The following is a 19,237-nucleotide window of genomic DNA, read 5'->3' on the forward strand; positions in this document are numbered from 1 at the left end:
CCAGGTTCACGGCGCCGAAGGCGAGCGCAGCGACCGCCGCTGCCGCCGGCATCGTGATGAACCAGCCCATGACGATGTTCTTGGCGACCCCCCACCGCACGGCGTTCACCCGCTTCGTCGCACCGACACCCATGATCGCCGACGTGATGACATGCGTCGTGGAGATCGGCGCCTTGAAGAGATACGCCGTGGTGAACATGATCGACGCACCGGTCGTCTCCGCCGCGAACCCCTGCGGCGGATCCAGCTCGATGATCTTCCGCCCCAGCGTGCGCATGATCCGCCAGCCACCCGCGTAGGTGCCCAGCGACAGCATCACCGCACAGACGATCTTGACCCACACCGGGATCGGGTCGCCGTACGTCTCATGGCCGGAAATGACCAGGGCCATCACCACGACGCCCATGGTCTTCTGCGCGTCCTGCAGACCGTGTCCGAGGGCCATGCCCGCCGCCGACACCGTCTGCGCTATCCGGAAGCCGCGCTTGGCCTTGTGCGGGTTGGACCGCCGGAAGATCCACATGATCGCCGTCATGACCAGGTAGCCGACGACGAGGCCGACCAGCGGCGACAGGAACATCGGGATGATGACCTTGTCGAGGACGCCGTTCCACAGCACGGTCGTGCCGCCGGCGAGCGCCGCGCCCACCAGGCCGCCGAACAGGGCGTGGGAGGAAGAGGAGGGCAGACCGAAGTACCAGGTGATCAGGTTCCAGGTGATCGCGCCGAGGAGCGCCGCGAACAGGATGCCCATACCGTGGGAACCCTGGGGCGTCTCGATCAGACCTTCACTGACCGTCTTGGCGACTCCGGAGCCCAGGAAGGCACCGGCCAGATTCATGACCGCGGCCATCGCCAGAGCCGCCCGCGGCGTCAGCGCCCGCGTCGACACCGACGTCGCGATGGCGTTCGCCGAGTCGTGGAAGCCGTTCGTATAGGTGAAGAAGAGCGCGACCGCGATGGTCACGACCAGAGCGAAGGTGTCCATGGACGCCTCAGGACTCCTTGACGGCGATGGTCTCCACCGTGTTCGCCACGTGCTCGAAGGCGTCCGCCGCTTCCTCCAGGACGTCCACGATCTGCTTCAGCTTGAGCACCTCGATCGCGTCGTACTTGCCGTTGAAGAGGTGAGCAAGAAGCTTTCTGTGGATCTGGTCGGCCTGGTTCTCCAGCCGGTTGACCTCGATCCAGTACTCGGTGAGGTTGTCCATGGTGCGCAGGTGCGGCATGGCCTCCGCGGTCAGCTCGGCCGCCCGCGCCAGCACCTCGATCTGCTGCTCGACGCCCTTGGGGAGCTCCTCGACGTTGTAGAGGACGACCAGGTCGACGGCCTCCTCCATGAAGTCCATGATGTCGTCCAGGGACGACGCGAGGGAGTAGATGTCCTCACGGTCGAACGGCGTGATGAACGAGGAGTTCAGCTGGTGGAAGATCGCGTGCGTGGCGTCGTCACCCGCGTGTTCCGCTGCCCGCATACGCTCTGCGATCTCGGCCCGGGCGGATGCGTCCGCCCCGAGCAGTTCCATGAGGAGTTTCGAGCCAGTGACGATGTTGTCCGCGGATGCGGCGAACATGTCATAGAAGCTCGTCTCCCTGGGGGTCAGACGAAAGCGCACGTGGGGTCCTCGGGGTGCTTCGGTTTCGGTCAGGCTGATGCTAGGCGCAACATTCGGCCACGGCTATTGGGCCGTCCTCAAGTGTCGCCCATTGGACAAAGTGATCATCACGGGGGCGCACCAAGGGCCCTATACCCAGCAAAGTTCGCTACGATATACCCTCTAGGGGTATATGTCTGGACCGTCTGAGAGGGAGGCCGCGATGACGACCACCGAGGCCGATGCGACAGCCCCCTCCGGGGGCCCCACGCACGGGTACCACAAGCAGAAAGAAGAGCACCTCAAGCGGCTGCGCCGGATCGAGGGGCAGATCCGCGGTCTGCAGCGCATGGTCGACGAGGACACCTACTGCATCGACATACTCACCCAGGTGTCCGCCTCCACCAAGGCCCTGCAGTCCTTCGCGCTGCAGCTGCTGGAGGAGCACCTGCGGCACTGCGTCGCGGACGCGGCCCTCAAGGGCGGTGACGAGATCGACGCCAAGGTGGAGGAGGCGACGAAGGCGATCGGCCGGCTCCTGCGCACCTGAGCCCCGCCCCGCGGACCCGGGCTCGGCGCGGACCCGGGCTCACTTCGCGGGGGCGTCCCGTTCCTCGGCCACACGCAGCACCTCGTCGATGCTCTCCAGGCTGAGCCGCTCCTCGGCGGCCGAGGCCGCGATGATCAGGTCTCCGCACAGCTCGATCTCGGCGAGGGCCACGTGGTCCTGTACTGCCGTACCGCCGACCGGAGCCACGCGCATCACCTCTTCTCTGCCGTTACCGACTTCCTAGAGTAGGCAGTGGTCTACACACCGCGCATGGCACGGAAGGGCTAGTTCGCGAGATGGTTACCGGCTAGTTCTCCGGTTGATTTTCGGCGATTCGTCCCGCGTAGATGTCCTTCGAGCGCGGCAGCCGTACGTCCGCCGGGACGCCGAAGTCGTACAGCAGCGTCGTCGAGGCGACCGCCACGGTGGCCTTCTGCTGCCCGTTGACGAAGCTGAAGCGCTGCCGGAGCTTGCGGATGCGGCCCTGGTCGTCGAGGTAGGCGTCGAACGGAACCTCGGCCGTGGCGAACCCTTTCGCCGCCGCTGCCAGGGAAGGCTTGTTGCCCGCCGAGGCGCTCTTCGCCGCCGTGGCGAGATCGGCCGTGCCCCGGAAGTGCCGCACCTCGGTCCCGGCCAGCTCGGTCCGCCCCAGGTAGGTCGCCGTGCGGGTCCCGCGCAGCAGCTCCGCCGCGGCGTACGGATCCGTCGCGCCGCCCGTCACGAGGTTGCCGTCGGAGAGCGTCGCCGTCTCGACCCGGACCCACTTGTCGGCGGGCACGCCCGCGCCGCGGTTCTTCATGAACAGGGCGCCGGGCGCGAGGAGCTCGGTGATCGGCCGGTGCTCGTCGGCCCCCGAGGGGTCCTGCGGCAACTGCACGGTGAGCCGGCCCAGCCGGCGCCGGTAGTCGTACACGCCCCTGCCGCGGATGGTGACCCGAGTGCCGCCGGTGGCCATCTCCATCGAGGTGGTGGCCTTCGAGCTGCCCGCGTCGCGCAGGGCGTCGGCGGCGCGGTGCAGCGTGCCGACGGCGTCCTCCGCGCCGCGGGCGTCCTCCGCGGCGGCGCCGCTGCCCGCGCACCCCGTGCCGCACACCCCCAGCCCGATCACGAGTCCCATCGCGGCGACCGTCACACCCGCGCCCCTGTACTGCCGCCGATCCATCGCCTGCCTACCCCCAGCCAGTACGTCCGTCACGGGCCCCCTGTCGTTCCGGTTAACGACGGGCGGTCCCGGGCCGTCACGCGTTGGCCGGGGCATACCGAAGGGTGGGAAGGGCTTTACTCCGGTGTGGGTAACGTTGTCCATGTGACGCAGCAGGAGGGGCCGGAGCGCGCCCCGCAGTTCCCGGAGCACCACGCCACGACGTATGAACAGGGCCGCTTCTGCCTCGCCCGGTGCACCTGCGGCTGGCGCGGCCCGGCCCGCAGAGCCAGAAGCCAGGCCAGGACGGACGCGGAGGGCCACCGGGCGGGCCACTGAGGGCAGGGGGCGGGCCGCGCGGCCCGCGGCCCTTCCGCTACGAACGCTCCGGGACGCCGGCTACGTGTGTTCGAACTGCCGGATCAGCGCGTCGACGAGTTCCCGGTCGCGCGGCTGGGTCAGGCGTGCCCGGGCCGCGGTGGGGGAGAGCCACAGGATGCGGTCCACCTCGTCGTTCGGGGTGAAGCGACCCGAGACGGCCTCGGCCGCCCAGTAACGGACCTGCTTGGGGCGGCCGTTGGCCAGATAGTGCGCGGTGGGCAGCGCGGCGCCGACGACGGCGGAGTAGCCGGTCTCCTCCGCCACCTCCCGCACCGCCCCGGCGAGCGGGTCCTCGCCGCGCTTCAGCTTGCCCTTGGGGTGGGACCAGTCGTCGTACTTCGGCCGGTGGACGAGGCAGACCTCCAGGCCGCCGTCCACCGGCGAGCGACGCCACAGAACGCAGCCCGCGGCCTGGACGGTGGTGTCCTTCGCATACGTCACCGGGTGTCTTCACCGCCTCCTGGGGAGGGTCAGGGTGCGCTTACCGTCTGTTTCTGCCACGACTGCTGGAACGTGAACCGCGCCGCCTCGACCTCGTGCCGCTGGTCGGCGTGGAGCACGCCGAGGGCGTACGCGGTCGCCGGGGCGATGCGCGGGGTGCGCGCCGCCTGGGCCGCGGCCGCGGCCGCCTCCGAGGCGTCGCGGTGCCGGTTCAGGGCCTGGCCGGCGGCGAGCAGGCGTACGTCCACGGGTGCGCCGCTCCCGTGGAGGACCTCACGGGCGTAGCGGTGCAGGCGCAGCAGCAGGCGGACCTGGTGCCAGGGGCCGTCCTGCGGGTGCGGGGCCGGGTCCGGGGACAGGCCGTGGATCAGCGCCTCCGCGTTGTAGGGGTGGCCGGCGGTGACCAGGGGCAGCGTGGCGATCGCGTCCGTCAGCCGCTCCTGGGCCGCCGCGGCGTGCGGCCGCAGGTCGGTGGTGGGGGCGGCCGGGGTCAGCGGCACCTCGCTGGCCAGCACGGCGACCTTGTCGGCCACCGCGTGGAAGCGCGAGGAACCCAGGGCCTGGAGCGCGGAGGAGTGGGCGCGCGTCCGGGCCAGGGTGAGCTGCCGTTCGAGCAGCGCCCCGGCCTTGGCCGCGCCGACGGTGAGGTTGCCGCGCTCCGGGACGGCCGGGGTCGGCACGGCCGGACCGGTGCCGCCGGATGCCGTCGCGCCCGCGGACCGGCCGGCTCCCGCGGAGCCCCCCGTCTGTCCCGGGAACGCGGTCGACCCCGACAGCCGGTGCAGCGCGAGCAGCAGCCGCTCCAGCCTCGCCTCGTACGCGTGCTCCAGCCCCAGCGTCCCCGACAGCCAGGCCAGTTCGGGGCGGATCTCCTCCGACCAGTCGGAGTCGAGGAGCGGGCGGAAGGTGTGCAGGCTGCCGCTGATACGGCGGGCCGAGCGGCGCAGGGCACGCGCCGCGTCGACGGATTCCTCCGGGCCGCAGGCCGCCCCGTTCTCCCGGTGCAGCCGCAACGCACGGAGGAACTCCGTGGCCTGGGCGCGCAGGTAGCCCGCCAGGGCGTCCCCGGTCACAACCCCGGCCGCGGGGTCCGTCGGGTCAAGGTGTTGCTGTGCCACGCCGGCGCCTCCGGGCGTCTATGAGCATCTCCTGGATGTTGCGGAGGGGCTGTCCGTCCGCATCCGTCGCGTGCCGGGTCCACTCCCCGTCCGGGCCCAGGTGCCAGGAGGAGGTGGTGTCGGACATGCCGGTTTCGAGGAGCCGGTTGAGCGCGGCTCGGTGCGCGGGGTCGGTGACCCGGACCAGCGCCTCTATCCGGCGGTCGAGGTTGCGGTGCATCATGTCGGCGCTGCCGATCCAGACCTCGGGCTCGCCGCCGTTGCCGAAGGCGAACACCCGGGAGTGCTCCAGGAAGCGGCCGAGGATGGACCGTACGCGCATGTTCTCGGACAGGCCGGGGACACCCGGGCGCACCGCGCAGATGCCGCGCACCCATACGTCGACCGGCACGCCCGCCTGGGTCGCGCGGTAGAGCGCGTCGATGACGGCCTCGTCGACGATGGAGTTGACCTTGAAGCGGATGAACGCCGGACGGCCCGCACGGTGGTGCTGGACCTCCTTGTTGATCCGCGAGATCAGGCCGTCGCGCAGGGACTTGGGGGCGACCAGCAGCCGGCGGTAGGTCTCCCGGCGGGAGTAGCCGGACAGCCGGTTGAACAGGTCGGACAGGTCCGCGCCGACCTGCGGGTCGGCGGTGAGCAGGCCGAGGTCCTCGTACAGCCGCGCGGTCTTCGGGTGGTAGTTGCCGGTGCCGACGTGGCCGTAGCGGCGGAGCGTCTCGCCCTCCTGGCGCACCACCAGGGACAGCTTGCAGTGCGTCTTCAGGCCGACCAGGCCGTAGACGACGTGGCAGCCGGCCTCCTCCAGCTTGCGCGCCCACTTGATGTTGGCGTGCTCGTCGAAGCGGGCCTTGATCTCGACCAGCACGAGGACCTGCTTGCCGGACTCGGCGGCGTCGATGAGCGCGTCGACGATCGGGGAGTCGCCGGAGGTCCGGTACAGGGTCTGCTTGATCGCGAGGACGTCCGGGTCGGAGGCCGCCTGCTCCAGGAAGGCCTGCACGGACGTCGAGAAGGAGTCGTACGGGTGGTGCAGCAGCACGTCCCGGCCGCGCAGCGCGGCGAAGATGTCCGGCGCGGAGGCGGACTCCACCTCGGCCAGGTCGCGGTGCGTGCCGGCGATGAACTTGGGGTACTTCAGCTCGGGCCGGTCCAGGCCGTGGATGCGGAACAGGCCGGTGAGGTCGAGCGGACCCGGCAGCGGGTACACCTCGGCCTCGCTGATCTTCAGCTCGCGCACCAGCAGGTCGAGGACCTCGCGGTCGATGGACTCCTCGACCTCCAGGCGCACCGGCGGTCCGAAGCGGCGCCGCATGAGTTCCTTCTCCAGGGCCTGGAGCAGGTTCTCGGCGTCGTCCTCCTCGACCTCCAGGTCCTCGTTCCGGGTGAGCCGGAACGCGTGGTGCTCCAGGACCTCCATGCCCGGGAAGAGCTCTTCCAGGTGGGCGGCTATGACGTCCTCCAGCGGGACGTAGCGGCCCGGGGCGGCCTCCAGGAAGCGGGACAGCAGCGGCGGCACCTTCACGCGGGCGAAGTGCTTGTGGCCGCTGACCGGGTTCCGTACGACCACGGCCAGGTTCAGGGACAGGCCGGAGATGTACGGGAAGGGGTGCGCCGGGTCGACCGCCAGCGGGGTCAGGACCGGGAAGATCTGGTGCCGGAACAGCGTGAAGAGCCGGGCCTGCTCCTTCTCCGTCAGCTCGCTCCAGCGGACCAGGTGGATGCCCTCCTCCGCGAGGGCGGGCGCGACGTCCTCGTGGTAGCAGGCGGCATGCCGGGCCATGAGCTCGCGCGAGCGGGCCCAGATCATCTCCAGCACCTCACGGGGCTGGAGGCCGGATGCCGAACGGGTGGCGACACCCGTCGCGATGCGGCGCTTCAGTCCGGCGACCCGGACCATGAAGAACTCGTCCAGGTTGCTGGCGAAGATCGCCAGGAAATTGGCACGCTCCAGAAGGGGCGTGTTCGGATCCTCGGCGAGTTCGAGGACGCGCTCGTTGAACGCGAGCCAGCTGCGTTCCCGGTCGAGGAATCGACCCTGCGGCAGCTGGGACCCGTCAGCCTGCGACTCCTCGTACGCGTCGAGGTCGGCGTCGATGTCGGGTTCCAGGTCGGAGACCGCCGCCGCCACCGTGTGGGGGCGGTGCGCGGCTATGGAGCCCACGGAGGGCTGCGCGTGCTGGACCTGTGCCTGGGCGTTTGGCTGACTCATGACCCCATTGTTCCGCGCCAGGGGCGTGTCGGGCGCGTCGGAACGTGCGGGTGGGAGCGTCACGGAACCGTTGCGCGCGGGCCCCTCGGGGGGCTGTGAAGGCTCTGGCACGGCAGGCTGCATTGGCCGAGGGTCGCAAGTCCACCTGAATCGATGGTTACGGAGACATGACGTGCGGGATATGCGGGAGCGGCTCCCGGGCGTCTACGCCGACCGGGTTCCCGTACTACGCCGAAGGTGGCGGCGACTGCGCCGGCCGCCAGGCGGCGGGCCCGGAACCGCTCCCGTACGTGCCTCTTTCGTCACCGTGAGCCACGGTTTCACGTCTCCGTGCGGTACATCAGGTCCGTCTCGTGCGTCAGGAAGCCCAGCCGCTCGTACACCGAGACGGCCGCCTTGTTGTCGGCGTCCACGTACAGCATCGCCGTCGGCATGCCCTGCGCGGCCAGGTGCCGCAGGCCGACGGTGGTGAGGGCCTTGCCGAGCCCGCCGCCCTGGGCCCCCGGGGCGACCCCGAGGACGTACACCTCGCCGAGTCCCTCCTCGGCGTGCACCTTGGTCCAGTGGAAGCCGACGATCCGGCCCTCGCGCTCGGCCAGGAAGAAGCCGGCCGGGTCGAACCAGGGCTCGGCCATGCGGTCGTCGAGGTCGCGCTGGGTCAGGGAGCCCTGTTCGGGGTGGTGTGCGAAGGCGGCGGCGTTGACGGCGAGCCAGGCCGCGTCGTCCTGCCCCGGCACGAAGGCACGCACGCGCACGCCGTCCGGCAGCTTCGGGTCGGGCAGCTCCAGGTCGGTCAACGGCCGCCGCATCTGCCGCAGTTCACGGAACAGGGTGAGCCCCAGGACCTGGGCGAGGTGCCGGGCGGCGGAGTGCCCGCCGTGCGCCCACACCCGCAGCCGCTTGCCGGAGGCGGCGAGCAGCGCCGAGCCGAGCGCCCGCCCGTGCCCGTGACCCCGGTGCGAGGGGTGTACGACGAGTTCGGCGGCCGGCGCCTCGACCGGATCGGTGTCCTCCAGCTGGGCGTACCCGACGAGTTCGCCACCCACGGTCAGCAGCAGATGCGAGACGCCCTCGCGCGTGCCTCCGCGCAGTTGCAGCCGCCCCTGCTCGGACACCGGCTGCTGCCCGTCGGTCCGGGCGGCCTCCGCGAGCAGCCCGAGCACGGCCTCGGCCTGGTCATCGGAGAGCGCGGAGTAGGTCTCGATGGAGCGGGAGGGAAAGGCCCGTACGGTGTCGTCGCTGGTCATGCGTATGAGGGTACGGCGCGCCCCAGGCAAAGTGGCGGTAAGGGAACAGGCAAAGGAAAACCAGGATGTAACCACGAACCCCCTGTCCCGCTACGCGCGTTGACCCTAGGCTGCGCCGGACCGGCCCACTTCCAGCACAGCCGACCCACAGGGGGGTCCCATGCCAGCCACGCCCCGTGGCACCAGACGCCGCACGTACGCGCTCCTCGCGACGACGGCCGCCCTCGCCACCGCCGCGGCCCTGGCCGCCGCACTGCCGGCCCAGGCGCACGGCGACGAGCAGGGCGCGCACCGTCCGAGCCGCTACCAGGACGTCCAACTCCTCTCGTTCAACGACCTGCACGGCAATCTCGAACCGCCGTCCGGTTCCTCCGGCCGGGTCACCGAACTCCAGCCCGACGGCACGACGAAGACCGTCGACGCGGGCGGTGTCGAGTACCTCGCCACGCATCTGCGCCAGGCCCGTCAGGGCCACCCGTACTCCATCACCGCGGCCGGCGGCGACATGGTCGGCGCCTCCCCGCTGATCTCGGGCCTCTTCCACGACGAGCCCACCATCGAGGCCCTCAACGGCCTGAAGCTCGACGTCACCTCGGTCGGCAACCACGAGTTCGACGAGGGTGCCCGGGAGCTGGCCCGGCTGCAGAACGGCGGCTGCCACCCCACCGACGGCTGCTACGGCGGCGAGGAGTTCCAGGGCGCGAACTTCCCCTACCTCGCGGCGAACGTCCAGGACGAGAAGACCGGCAGGCCGATCCTCAAGCCCTACTGGGTGTGGAAGAAGCGGGACGTCAAGATCGGCTTCATCGGCGTCACGCTGGAGGGCACGCCGGACATCGTCTCGGCGGACGGCGTCAAGGGCCTCAAGTTCAAGGACGAGGTCGAGACGATCAACAAGTACGCCAAGGTGCTGCAGCGCCAGGGCGTCCAGTCGATCGTCGCGCTGATCCACGAGGGCGGCCTGCCGTCCTCCTCCGCGTACAACTACGACTGCGACTCCCCGGGCGCGGGCGCCGGCATCTCGGGCCCGATCGTCGACATCGCGAAGAACGTCACGCCGGCCGTGGACGCGCTGGTCACCGGCCACACCCACACGGCGTACGTGTGCACGGTCAACGACCCGGCGGGCCGCCCGCGCATGGTCACCTCGGCGGCCTCCTTCGGCCGGCTCTACACGGACACCACGCTGACGTACGACCGTTGGACGGGTGACATCGCCCGTACGGCCGTGAAGTCCGCGAACCACGTGGTCACCCGGGACGTCGCCAAGGCGCCCGACATGACCGCGCTGATCGACAAGTGGAACACCCTGGCCGCCCCGATCGGCAACCGCGCCATCGGCTACATCTCCGGCGACGTCAACAACACCGGCACCGAGTCCCCGATGGGCGACCTGATCGCCGACGCGCAGCTGGCGTACGGCAAGGAGCTGGACCCGCGCACGGACCTCGCCCTGATGAACCCCGGCGGGGTGCGGGCCGGTCTGACCTACGCGGCCAAGGGCAGTGAGGGCGACGGTGTCGTCACCTACGCCGAGGGCTTCACCGTCCAGCCGTTCTCCAACACGGTCAACCTCCAGGACTTCACCGGCGCCCAGGTGATCCAGGCACTGAAGGAGCAGGTGAGCGGCTCCAACACGGCCGCGCCGAAGATCCTGCAGCCGTCCTCGGGCCTCACCTACACGCTGGACATGACGAAGACGGGCGCGGACCGGGTGGTCACCGACTCGATCAAGCTGAACGGTGCCGCCATCGACCCCGCCGCCACCTACCGTGTCGCGACGAACAGCTTCCTCGCGGGCGGCGGCGACGGCTTCCCGACGCTGGGGCAGGGCACCAACGACCTGGTCGGCACGGACGACTTGGCCGCGCTGGAGAAGTACCTGCTGGCCAACTCCTCGCCCAGCACGCCGATCGCGCCCCCGGCCGCGAACCGGATCACGATCGTGAAGTAGACACCACCGCGGCTCACCGCGGGGCCCGGCACGTACCCTGCGTACGCGCCGGGCCCGTCCTTTGCGCGTGGGCTGACGGCCTACGGCGTCTCGGGCGGAGCCGTAGGGGCGCCCGGGAGGCGGATCGTCGCCGTCGTGCCGCCGCCCTCCGCGCGGGTCACCGACACCTCGCCGCCGGCCTGCTGGACCGTGCGGGCGACGATGGACAGGCCCAGGCCGGAGCCGGGCAGGGCGCGGGCGCTCGGGGAGCGCCAGAAGCGGTCGAAGACGTGCGGGAGTTCGTCCTCGGGGATGCCGGGGCCGTGGTCGCGGACCGTCAGGACGCCCTTCTCCAGCCGCACGTCGATCGTGCCGCCGTCTGGGCTGAACTTCACGGCGTTGTCCAGGATGTTGACCACCGCGCGTTCGAGCGCCGACGGCTCCGCCTGGACGTACCAGGGCTCCACGTCCGCCGTGATCGTCAGCTCCGGGCCGCGCAGGCGGGCGCGGCCCAGGGCCGCCGTCACCGTGTCCTGGAAGGCGACCACCTGGACGCGTTCGCCGCGCTGGCCCGCCGAGCGGGACAGCTCCTGCAGATCGCCGATGAGCGAGGCCAGTTCCGTCATCTGCGCCTTCACCGAGGCGAGCAGCGCCTTGCGGTCCTCCGGCGGGATCGGCCGGCCCGTCTCCTCGCTCCGGGTGAGGAGTTCGATGTTGGTACGCAGGGAGGTCAGCGGGGTGCGGAGTTCGTGGCCGGCGTCGGCGATCAGCTGCTGCTGCAGCTCGCGCGAGCTGGCCAGGGCCGAGGTCATGGAGTTGAAGGAGCGGGACAGGCGGGCGATCTCGTCCTCGCTGTCCTCCTCGACCGGGATGCGGACGCCCAGGTCCTCGGTGCGGGCCACTTGCTCGACCGCCTCGGTGAGCTTGTCGACGGGACGCAGGCCCGCGCGGGCCACGGCCAGACCGGCGGCACCGGCGCCGACGACCCCGACACCGGAGACGAGGAGGAGGATCAGGGCCAGGTCGTTGAGGGTGGACTGGGTGCCCTTCAGGGGCACGGCGGCCATGAGCGCGGCGTTGGTGGTGGTCCCGGTGGCGGGATCGAGCAGGACCCGAGGGATGGTGAGCACGCGTACGTCGTCGCCGTCCGAGGCGGTGGCGTTGTGGATGACGCCGGTTGCATCCGGGTCGCTGGCGTTCTTGACCACGTCCTTGTCGGCCTGGCCGACGTTGATCCGTCCCACCGAGGACTGGAACAGGCAGGGGGTGCCGTCCTCCCTGACCACCTGCGAGTACGTGTTGTTCCGCAGCACGCCGCCGAGGGACTGCTGCGGAGTCTGGGTGCAGTCGGCGAGGGCGCCGTTGATCAGGTCCGACTGCTGCAGCCGGGGCATGGACACGGCCTTGTGCAGGTCGTTGTCGACCTGGTCGTACAGCTTCCGCTGCACGATGAACCAGCAGGTGACCGAGACCGCCGCCACCGCGAACGCCACCGCCGCCGCCACCAGCAGGGACAGCCGCGCCCGGATCGGCAGTACGCGGAACCGGCGTCCGATCGTGTTCACTCGGCGCCGCCCTGCCGCAGCACGTACCCCACGCCACGGACGGTGTGCACGAGCCGCGGCTCGCCGCCCGCCTCGGTCTTGCGGCGCAGGTACATGACGTAGACGTCCAGGGAGTTCGACGACGGCTCGAAGTCGAAGCCCCACACCGCCTTGAGGATCTGCTCGCGGGTGAGCACCTGGCGCGGGTGGGCCATGAACATTTCCAGCAGCGTGAACTCGGTGCGGGTCAGCTCCACCTTGCGGCCGCCGCGCGTGACCTCACGGGTGGCGAGGTCCATGCGCAGGTCGGCGAAGGTGAGTGCCTCGTCGTCCGCAACCGTGCCCGCGACCACGGCCGCGTACGAGCTGCGCCGCAGCAGGGCCCGGATGCGGGCGAAGAGCTCGTCCAGCTCGAAGGGCTTGACCAGGTAGTCGTCCGCGCCGGCGTCGAGCCCGGTGACGCGGTCGCCGACCGTGTCCCGTGCCGTCAGCATCAGGATCGGCGTGGTCTCCCCGGCGCCACGGATCCGGCGGGCCGCCGTCAGACCGTCCATACGGGGCATCTGGATGTCCAGGACGACCAGGTCGGGCCGGTAGGCGGTCGCCTTCTCCAGGGCGTCCGCGCCGTCGACCGCGACCTCCGTGTCGTACCCCTCGAAGGCGAGGCTGCGCTGAAGTGCCTCCCGCACGGCGGGCTCGTCGTCGACGATCAGGATGCGCTGGGGTTCACGGTCGCCTTCGGCGGGACTCATCGCTCGCGGTCCTCGGGGGGTGCGGTGGGTTGTGGACGGGTTCGTGGACGGGTGTCGTGGACGGGTCCTCATCAGCCTCGCACGTTTCCGGTGCGTGAGGGTGGGCGAGCCGCCGGGCGGTGGGCAGGGGTGGTGGGCAGGAGTTCAGCCGCGCAGCGTGTCGAGTCGCTTCAGCGGGACCTTGTGCAGGTGCGGGCGGGCGGCCGGCATGCGCAGGCCCATCATCTGGGGCACCGCGACCTCCGGGGCCCGCGGCGCGAGTCGAGGGGCCGGCGTCGGCTCGACGGGGGCGTGGAGCGCGTACGCCACGTGCAGGGCCAGCGTCAGGCCGGCCGGGCCGGTGTCGGTCATCGGGTGCGAGATCTTCCTGATCATGACGTGCCTCCTGTTCCCCGCTCGGGGTGTCGGGGTGTCTCTGGGTGTCTCAGCTGGTGGAGCCGGCCCGCAGCTTGGCCAGGTCGGCCTTGACGGTGTTGACGGGAATCGCGAAGCCGAGGCCGACGCTGCCTGCCTCGGACGACGAGGACGCGGAACTCGACGAGTACATCGCGGAGTTGATGCCGACGATGTTGCCGCCGGCGTCGATCAGCGCGCCGCCGGAGTTGCCGGGGTTGAGGGACGCGTCGGTCTGGATCGCCTTGTAGGTCGTGGTGGACGACCCCGTGTCGCCGTTGAACTCCCGGCCGCCGAACTGGAACGGCCACTGGCCGTCGCCGCCCTGGTTCTGGCCCTGGTTCTCGTCGGTGGAGACGGTGACGTCGCGGTCGAGCGCGGAGACGATGCCGCTGGTGACGGTGCCGGTCAGGCCCTCGGGCGAGCCGATCGCCACGACCGTGTCACCGACCTGGACCCCGTCGGAGTTGCCGAGGGCGGCGGCCTTGAGGCCGGAGGCGTTCCGCAGCTTGATGAGCGCGAGGTCCTTGGAGCTGTCGGTGCCGACGACCTCGGCGGTGTAGCTCTTGCCGTCGCTGGTCGTCACCTTGATCGACGAGGCGCCGGAGACGACGTGGTTGTTGGTGACGATCTCGCCGTCGGACGTGATGATCACGCCGGATCCGGTGGACGAGCCGTTGTCGAGCGTCGCCTTGATCTCGACGACGCTCGGGCTGACCGCGGAGGCGATGGCGGCGACGTCGCCCTTCTTGCCGGCCGGCACCACGTTCGTGGTGGTGCTGGTGGCGACGGTGTCCTTGCTGGTCAGCTCCTGGAAGGCGTACGCGGTGCCGCCGCCCACGGCCGCCGCGACCAGCGCGACCGCGGCGAGCAGGGCCGCCGTGCCCCGGCTGCGCCTGCGCTGCGGCGCGGGACCGGCGCCCGCCGGGACGGTGGGCAGGAGAGCGGTGCCGCCGCCGTGGCCGCCGTCGCCGGCCGTCGCGGGCGGCCAGACGGTGGTGCCCGGCTCGACGGTGACCGGCTGCGCGGGGCGGTGGGCCGGCGGCGCCGGCCACTGCGGGTCCACGGGGGTGGACGCGTGCTGCTGCTGGGGGTACGCGGCCTGGTAGGCGTCGCCCTGGGGGTTCTCGTACGCGCCGCTGCGGCGGAAGCTCTCGGTCATGACACAGAGCTTGTCCCGCGACCATGAGAGCTTCCTGAGTGCTCCCTGAGAAGCCCGGCAGAACCTTGTTCGCCCGATGTAAAGAACGCTCTCGCCGCTCGGTGAGCGTTCTCAGCCGGCCTTCAGGAAGGCAGGTCGCCGCTCACTCGCAGCCGCAGGACGTCCGGACCACCAGGCGCGACGGGAAGGTCTTCAGCCGCTCGCGACGCGACCCCGCCACCCGCAGCCCGTCGTCGAGGACGAGGTCCACGGCGGCCCGGGCCATCGCCGAGCGGTCCGACGCGATCGTCGTCAGAGGCGGGTCGGCCAGCGCCGCCTCCTTGATGTCGTCGAAGCCGGCCACCGCCAGCTCGCCCGGCACGTCGAGGCGCAGCTCGCGCGCGGCACGCAGCAGACCGATCGCCTGGTCGTCGGTGGAGCAGAAGACCGCGGGCGGACGGTTCGGGCCGGACAGGACGTCCAGGGCCACCCGGTAGGCGTCGTAGCGGTTGTACGGCGCCTCGAACAGCCGGCCCTCCGTCGGGATCCCGGCCTCGGCCATCGCGCGCCGCCAGCCCTCGACGTGGTCGGAGACCGGGTCGCCGACCGCGGGGGTCTCGGCGGTGCCGCCCATACAGGCGACGTACTCGTAGCCGTGTTCCAGGAGGTGGCGCACGGCGAGCTGGGCGCCGCCCAGGTCGTCCGTGACGACGGCGACGTCGTCGATCGCCTCGGGCCGCTCGTGCAGCAGCACCACCCGGGCGTCCCAGGCCTCGATCTCGGCGGCGGCCAGGTCGTTCAGCGCGTGGCTGACCAGGATCAGGCCCGAGACGCGCATGCCGAGGAAGGCCCGCAGATAGTGGACCTCGCGTTCGCTGATGTAGTCGGTGTTGCCGACGAGCACCATCTTCCCGCGCTCGGAGGCGGCCTGCTCGACCGCGTGCGCCATCTCCCCGAAGAAGGGCTGGCGGGCGTCCGGGATGATCAGGCCTATGAGGTCCGTGCGCCGCGAGGCCATGGCCTGGGCGACCCGGTCGGGCCGGTACCCCAGTTCCTTGATCGCGGCGAGGACACGCTCGCGCGTGGCCGGGGCGACCGGCCGGGGTCCGTTGTTGATGACATAGCTGACAACGGCGGTGGAAGTACCCGCCAGCCGCGCCACATCATCCCGAGTCACCTTGGCCACGCGCGGAGTCTACGCGGATGGACCCTCTCTGGGCAGGGCGTATCGCAGCTTCCCTGTGCGGAAGCAATGCCCCGGCCCGGCGTCGGCTATGCCTCGGCCGGTACCTCGGAGGTCTCCAGGACCGCCGATGCGTCCGCATCCTCCGGCTTTTGCCGGGCCGCCTTGGCCTTCGCCTCGTCCGAGGAACGGTCGCCCTTCTCGGGAGTAACGAATCGATAACCGACGTTTCGGACGGTGCCGATCAGCGACTCGTGCTCCGGTCCGAGTTTGGCGCGAAGCCGCCGTACGTGGACGTCGACGGTCCGGGTGCCGCCGAAGTAGTCGTAGCCCCAGACCTCCTGCAGCAGCTGGGCGCGGGTGAAGACGCGGCCCGGGTGCTGCGCGAGGTACTTGAGGAGCTCGAACTCCTTGAAGGTGAGGTCCAGGACGCGGCCCTTGAGCTTGGCGCTGTAGGTCGCCTCGTCGACGGACAGGTCGCCGTTGCGGATCTCCATGGGGGAGTCGTCGTTGACGATCTGCTGCCGGCCCATGGCCAGGCGCAGGCGCGCCTCCACCTCGGCGGGACCGGCGGTGTCCAGCAGTACGTCGTCGATGCCCCAGTCGGCGGTGACGGCCGCGAGGCCGCCCTCGGTCACGACCAGGATCAGCGGACAGCCGGGGCCGGTGGAGCGCAGCAGCTGGCACAGGCTGCGCACCTGGGGCAGGTCGCGGCGCCCGTCGATCAGGATGACGTCGGCGCCCGGGGTGTCGACGAGCGCGGGTCCCTCCGCCGGAGCCACCCGCACGTTGTGCAGGAGCAGACCGAGGGCCGGAAGCACCTCCGTCGACGGCTGGAGGGCGTTGGTCAGGAGCAGCAGAGAACTCATAGGTCTGGTTCCTCCTCGGTCCCCGCGAGGACGTTTGTGGCACTTCGACACTGCTCTGCGATCCCGGTGCCCCGTACACCTGCGGTTTCCCGCTTCGTATACAACGCTTCCGAAAGCACAAAAGGACCCGGGGGCTGCGCTGCCCGAGTCCTCTGCCCAGCAGAATAGCCGACATGAGCAACGGTCCGGCAGGTCATGGGGCACGTTCCACCGTTCGTCCGAACTGCGAGACGAGCAGACGCACACCTATGCGGACGTTTCTGTACACGGCCGACGGGGTTTCCATCGATTCCGTATACAACCCGGGAGCGGTTGTATACGACGGGTCCCCGTCACCCGCCCGTGGCCTGGTGTTCGTCGTCGCGCACGGCTTCACCGGCGACGTCGACCGCCCGCACGTGCGCCGCGTGGCCTCCGTGCTCGCCCGGCACGGCGCCGTCGTCACCTTCTCCTTCCGGGGCCACGGCGCCTCCGGCGGCCGCTCCACGGTCGGCGACCGGGAGGTGCTGGACCTGGCGGCCGCCGTGGAGTGGGCGCGTGGGCTCGGGCACGCGCACGTGGTGACCGTCGGCTTCTCCATGGGCGGCTCGGTGGTGCTGCGGCACGCGGCCCTGTTCTCGGGCGTCGACGCGGTGGTCTCGGTCAGCGCCCCGGCCCGCTGGTACTACCGGGGCACCGCCCCCATGCGCCGCCTGCACTGGCTGGTCACCCGCCCCGAGGGGCGCATGGTCGGCCGCTACGGCTTCCGTACCCGCATCCACCACCGCGAGTGGAACCCGGTGCCGCTGTCGCCGGTGGAGGCGGTCCCGAGGATCGCGCCGACCCCGCTGCTGATCGTGCACGGCGACCGCGACGGCTACTTCCCCCTCGACCACCCCCGGATGCTGGCCGCGGCGGCTGGTGAGCACGCCGAACTCTGGCTGGAGCCCGGCATGGGCCACGCCGAGCACGCCGTGGACGAGGCCCTGCTGTCCCGCATCGGGGACTGGGCGGCCGCCCGGGCGGGCTAGCCTGACGGGCTAGCCTGGCGGGTGTTGATGTGCGGATGCCGATCCGCCGAGGACCAGAGGGACGAGATGGCAAAGGTCACGGTGCGCTATTGGGCCGCCGCGAAGGCCGCCGCCGGGGTGGTGGAGGAGCCGTACGACGCGGCGACCCTCGCCGAGGCGCTGGACGCCGTACGCGAGCGACACCCGGGTGAACTGGCGCGCGTGCTGCTGCGATGTTCGTTCCTCATCGACGGTGACCCTGTGGGCACCCGCGGACATGAGACGGTACGGCTGGCCGAGGGCGGCACGGTCGAGGTGCTCCCGCCGTTCGCAGGAGGGTGAGCGATGACCGATCAGCCGTATGAGGGCTACCAGGGGTACGAGGGCCATCAGGGGTACGCGGCTCACGACCCGTACCAGCAGCAGGCACCGAACACCGCTCCCCAGGCAGCGCAGGGATGGCCCGGCCAGCAGGGCTACGAGCACCAGCAGGGCTACGGCCAGCAGGGCTACGACCAGTCGGGATACGACCAGTCCGGCTACGGGTCCGCCGCCCACGGGGCCGCCGGTACCGGTTACGGGACCTCCGGGTTCGACGCCGCCGGCTACGACCAGCAGCAGTACACCCAGCAGTGGCAGGGCCAGACCTGGGAGACGCAGGCGCACGCACCGGTGTCCGCGGCGGAGACGGCGTACATGCCGCCGCAGAACTACGACCAGCCGCCCGCGGCCCCCGGCCATCAGCAGCAGGCGGCGGCCGCCGCCGCGCACCAGGGCCCGGTCGCTCCCACGCACCAGCAGGGTCACGCCGCTCCCGTCCAGCAGCCGGAGCCCACCGCCGAGCCCGGTGCCGGTGCCGAGGACGCCAACGGCGGGCCCACCTACGGTCCCGCCACGCTCGCCGGCAACTCCCGTGTCACCGACGCCCAGCGTGCCCGGATGGAAGGGCGTTCGCCGATCATCGAGCCCGGCATGCAGCCGGCCGCGCTGACGGCGGTGCTGGGCCTGCTGCTGGCCGGCACCGCGGCGGTCGGCTCGTACGCCCTGGTCGTCCCGCTGGTCGTGCTCCAGGCCGTCACGGCGGCGGGCTGGTTCCGGCTGAACGGCATGTGGCCGGCCCGGCAGGGCATCGCCCTCGCCTTCGCCGGCGGGCTCACGGCGGACGCGGCGGTGCTCGTGGCGGGCCGCGACCAGGCGCCGGCGGCGATCCTCGGCCCGCTGGGCGTCTGGGTCCTGCTGTCCCTGATCCTCCAGCTCCGCTCGCACGCCTCCCCGGACGAGCGCATGTACGGCCTGATGGCCACGGTCGCCTCCTCAGCCCTGGCGATCATCGCGACGGGCTACCTGGGCGCCGACGCGCACGCGGCGTCGGTGGGCGCGGCGGCCGTCGCGGTCGCCGTCCTGGCCCGGGCCCTGCCGCTGCCCACCCCGGCCTCCGTGGCCGTCTCCCTGCTCGCCGCGGCCGGCGCGGGGATCGCGGTGGGCGGCATGACCGGGCTGGGCGCGAAGGGCGCGCTGCTCGGCGCCGCCGCGGCCGTCTGCGCCCTGATCGGCCACCGGGTCGCGAGCTACGACTACCCGTCCCGGTTCGTGCACTTCACCGCGGGCGTCGCCCTCCCGCTGTCGGCGGCCGCGCCGGTGGTGTGGCTGCTGGGGCGGGCGCTCGGCTGACCCGACGGGCGGGCCCCGGGCCCGCCCGTCACCCGCCGCCGTCCCGGGCGGCGTCCGGTGCCGCCTGTCACAGGTGA

20 protein-coding genes are annotated in these 19,237 nt (G+C 71.4%); 6 read left to right on the top strand and 14 right to left on the bottom strand.

Annotated elements, in window-relative coordinates; all coding sequences use genetic code 11:
- A partial coding sequence (locus IPZ69_RS09140) for an inorganic phosphate transporter (RefSeq protein WP_235453517.1) occupies positions 1-988 on the bottom strand: 988 nt, incomplete at its 3' end.
- Positions 989-995: 7 nt separating this feature from the next.
- Entirely contained in the window at positions 996-1,616 is a 621-nt protein-coding gene (locus tag IPZ69_RS09145) for a DUF47 domain-containing protein (protein ID WP_026252685.1), read from the bottom strand.
- Positions 1,617-1,818: 202 nt separating this feature from the next.
- Here IPZ69_RS09145 and IPZ69_RS09150 point away from each other — a divergent pair, with 202 nt between their 5' ends.
- A complete protein-coding gene (locus tag IPZ69_RS09150) occupies positions 1,819-2,145 on the top strand; it encodes a metal-sensitive transcriptional regulator (RefSeq protein WP_235453518.1) in 327 nt (108 codons plus the stop codon).
- A gap of 39 nt (positions 2,146-2,184) precedes the next feature.
- On the opposite strand, the gene IPZ69_RS09155 is transcribed toward IPZ69_RS09150, so the two are convergent.
- Together IPZ69_RS09155 and IPZ69_RS09160 are read right to left on the bottom strand one after the other, a co-directional pair.
- Positions 2,185-2,358, bottom strand: a complete 174-nt coding sequence (locus IPZ69_RS09155) for a hypothetical protein (protein WP_235453519.1) — start codon at positions 2,356-2,358, stop codon at positions 2,185-2,187.
- Positions 2,359-2,452: 94 nt separating this feature from the next.
- Complete coding sequence (locus tag IPZ69_RS09160; protein ID WP_235453520.1) at positions 2,453-3,307, bottom strand: hypothetical protein; 855 nt, start codon at positions 3,305-3,307, stop codon at positions 2,453-2,455.
- A gap of 144 nt (positions 3,308-3,451) precedes the next feature.
- Between IPZ69_RS09160 and IPZ69_RS09165 the strand changes: the two genes are divergently transcribed.
- A complete protein-coding gene (locus IPZ69_RS09165; RefSeq protein ID WP_235453521.1) occupies positions 3,452-3,625 on the top strand; it encodes a hypothetical protein in 174 nt (57 codons plus the stop codon).
- A 60-nt stretch (positions 3,626-3,685) separates the two neighbouring features.
- Here IPZ69_RS09165 and IPZ69_RS09170 read toward each other — a convergent pair whose 3' ends face one another.
- The 4 genes from IPZ69_RS09170 to mshD all read right to left on the bottom strand — a co-directional run bounded on the left by IPZ69_RS09170 (position 3,686) and on the right by mshD (position 8,685).
- A complete protein-coding gene (locus tag IPZ69_RS09170; RefSeq protein ID WP_235453522.1) occupies positions 3,686-4,108 on the bottom strand; it encodes an NUDIX hydrolase in 423 nt (140 codons plus the stop codon).
- A 29-nt stretch (positions 4,109-4,137) separates the two neighbouring features.
- The gene (locus IPZ69_RS09175) at positions 4,138-5,226 is read right to left on the bottom strand and encodes a CHAD domain-containing protein (RefSeq protein ID WP_235453523.1); all 1,089 of its coding nucleotides are present in this window, start codon (positions 5,224-5,226) and stop codon (positions 4,138-4,140) included.
- A complete protein-coding gene (locus IPZ69_RS09180) occupies positions 5,207-7,561 on the bottom strand; it encodes an RNA degradosome polyphosphate kinase (protein WP_374293061.1) in 2,355 nt (784 codons plus the stop codon). Before IPZ69_RS09180 ends, IPZ69_RS09175 begins: the two co-directional genes overlap by 20 nt.
- A 197-nt stretch (positions 7,562-7,758) precedes the next feature.
- Complete coding sequence (mshD, locus tag IPZ69_RS09185) at positions 7,759-8,685, bottom strand: mycothiol synthase (RefSeq protein WP_235453525.1); 927 nt, start codon at positions 8,683-8,685, stop codon at positions 7,759-7,761.
- 160 nt (positions 8,686-8,845) lie between these two features.
- On the opposite strand from mshD, the gene IPZ69_RS09190 reads away from it, so the two are divergent.
- Entirely contained in the window at positions 8,846-10,639 is a 1,794-nt protein-coding gene (locus IPZ69_RS09190) for a bifunctional metallophosphatase/5'-nucleotidase (protein WP_235453526.1), read from the top strand.
- 80 nt (positions 10,640-10,719) lie between these two features.
- On the opposite strand, the gene IPZ69_RS09195 is transcribed toward IPZ69_RS09190, so the two are convergent.
- From IPZ69_RS09195 to IPZ69_RS09220, 6 genes are all read right to left on the bottom strand, one after another.
- Entirely contained in the window at positions 10,720-12,183 is a 1,464-nt protein-coding gene (locus IPZ69_RS09195; protein WP_235453527.1) for a sensor histidine kinase, read from the bottom strand.
- Positions 12,180-12,914: a response regulator transcription factor gene (locus tag IPZ69_RS09200; RefSeq protein WP_235453528.1), complete on the bottom strand. Its 735-nt coding sequence runs from the start codon at positions 12,912-12,914 to the stop codon at positions 12,180-12,182. The genes IPZ69_RS09195 and IPZ69_RS09200 overlap by 4 nt, the downstream gene beginning before the upstream one ends.
- A gap of 144 nt (positions 12,915-13,058) precedes the next feature.
- Positions 13,059-13,289, bottom strand: coding sequence for a hypothetical protein (locus IPZ69_RS09205; protein ID WP_235453529.1), 231 nt, complete (start codon positions 13,287-13,289; stop codon positions 13,059-13,061).
- A 49-nt stretch (positions 13,290-13,338) separates the two neighbouring features.
- Positions 13,339-14,469 (bottom strand): S1C family serine protease, encoded by a 1,131-nt coding sequence (locus IPZ69_RS09210; RefSeq protein ID WP_235453530.1) that lies wholly within the window; start codon positions 14,467-14,469, stop codon positions 13,339-13,341.
- 142 nt (positions 14,470-14,611) lie between these two features.
- Positions 14,612-15,634, bottom strand: coding sequence for a LacI family DNA-binding transcriptional regulator (locus tag IPZ69_RS09215; protein ID WP_235453531.1), 1,023 nt, complete (start codon positions 15,632-15,634; stop codon positions 14,612-14,614).
- A gap of 86 nt (positions 15,635-15,720) precedes the next feature.
- Complete coding sequence (locus tag IPZ69_RS09220) at positions 15,721-16,500, bottom strand: response regulator transcription factor (protein ID WP_235453532.1); 780 nt, start codon at positions 16,498-16,500, stop codon at positions 15,721-15,723.
- Between the two features lie 173 nt (positions 16,501-16,673).
- Between IPZ69_RS09220 and IPZ69_RS09225 the strand changes: the two genes are divergently transcribed.
- The 3 genes from IPZ69_RS09225 to IPZ69_RS09235 all read left to right on the top strand — a co-directional run bounded on the left by IPZ69_RS09225 (position 16,674) and on the right by IPZ69_RS09235 (position 19,160).
- Positions 16,674-17,510, top strand: a complete 837-nt coding sequence (locus tag IPZ69_RS09225; protein WP_235453533.1) for an alpha/beta hydrolase — start codon at positions 16,674-16,676, stop codon at positions 17,508-17,510.
- Positions 17,511-17,576: 66 nt separating this feature from the next.
- The gene (locus IPZ69_RS09230) at positions 17,577-17,831 is read left to right on the top strand and encodes a MoaD/ThiS family protein (protein WP_235453534.1); all 255 of its coding nucleotides are present in this window, start codon (positions 17,577-17,579) and stop codon (positions 17,829-17,831) included.
- Positions 17,832-17,834: 3 nt separating this feature from the next.
- Complete coding sequence (locus tag IPZ69_RS09235) at positions 17,835-19,160, top strand: hypothetical protein (protein WP_235453535.1); 1,326 nt, start codon at positions 17,835-17,837, stop codon at positions 19,158-19,160.
- Positions 19,161-19,237: the final 77 nt, after the last annotated feature.

The organism is Streptomyces olivochromogenes, from assembly GCF_021538895.1.
GTDB classification, from domain to species: Bacteria; Actinomycetota; Actinomycetes; order Streptomycetales; family Streptomycetaceae; genus Streptomyces; species Streptomyces olivochromogenes_A.

What these genes read in the sequence shown, in the direction of transcription:
- IPZ69_RS09150 (WP_235453518.1), top strand. Translation starts at nt 1,819, where the DNA reads ATGACGACCACCGAGGCCGATGCGACAGCCCCCTCCGGGGGCCCCACG.
- IPZ69_RS09155 (WP_235453519.1), bottom strand. Translation starts at nt 2,358, where the DNA reads ATGCGCGTGGCTCCGGTCGGCGGTACGGCAGTACAGGACCACGTGGCC.
- IPZ69_RS09160 (WP_235453520.1), bottom strand. Translation starts at nt 3,307, where the DNA reads ATGGATCGGCGGCAGTACAGGGGCGCGGGTGTGACGGTCGCCGCGATG.
- IPZ69_RS09180 (WP_374293061.1), bottom strand. Translation starts at nt 7,561, where the DNA reads ATGCAGCCTGCCGTGCCAGAGCCTTCACAGCCCCCCGAGGGGCCCGCG.
- mshD (WP_235453525.1), bottom strand. Translation starts at nt 8,685, where the DNA reads ATGACCAGCGACGACACCGTACGGGCCTTTCCCTCCCGCTCCATCGAG.
- IPZ69_RS09190 (WP_235453526.1), top strand. Translation starts at nt 8,846, where the DNA reads ATGCCAGCCACGCCCCGTGGCACCAGACGCCGCACGTACGCGCTCCTC.
- IPZ69_RS09200 (WP_235453528.1), bottom strand. Translation starts at nt 12,914, where the DNA reads ATGAGTCCCGCCGAAGGCGACCGTGAACCCCAGCGCATCCTGATCGTC.
- IPZ69_RS09205 (WP_235453529.1), bottom strand. Translation starts at nt 13,289, where the DNA reads ATGATCAGGAAGATCTCGCACCCGATGACCGACACCGGCCCGGCCGGC.
- IPZ69_RS09210 (WP_235453530.1), bottom strand. Translation starts at nt 14,469, where the DNA reads ATGACCGAGAGCTTCCGCCGCAGCGGCGCGTACGAGAACCCCCAGGGC.
- IPZ69_RS09220 (WP_235453532.1), bottom strand. Translation starts at nt 16,500, where the DNA reads ATGAGTTCTCTGCTGCTCCTGACCAACGCCCTCCAGCCGTCGACGGAG.
- IPZ69_RS09225 (WP_235453533.1), top strand. Translation starts at nt 16,674, where the DNA reads ATGAGCAACGGTCCGGCAGGTCATGGGGCACGTTCCACCGTTCGTCCG.
- IPZ69_RS09230 (WP_235453534.1), top strand. Translation starts at nt 17,577, where the DNA reads ATGGCAAAGGTCACGGTGCGCTATTGGGCCGCCGCGAAGGCCGCCGCC.
- IPZ69_RS09235 (WP_235453535.1), top strand. Translation starts at nt 17,835, where the DNA reads ATGACCGATCAGCCGTATGAGGGCTACCAGGGGTACGAGGGCCATCAG.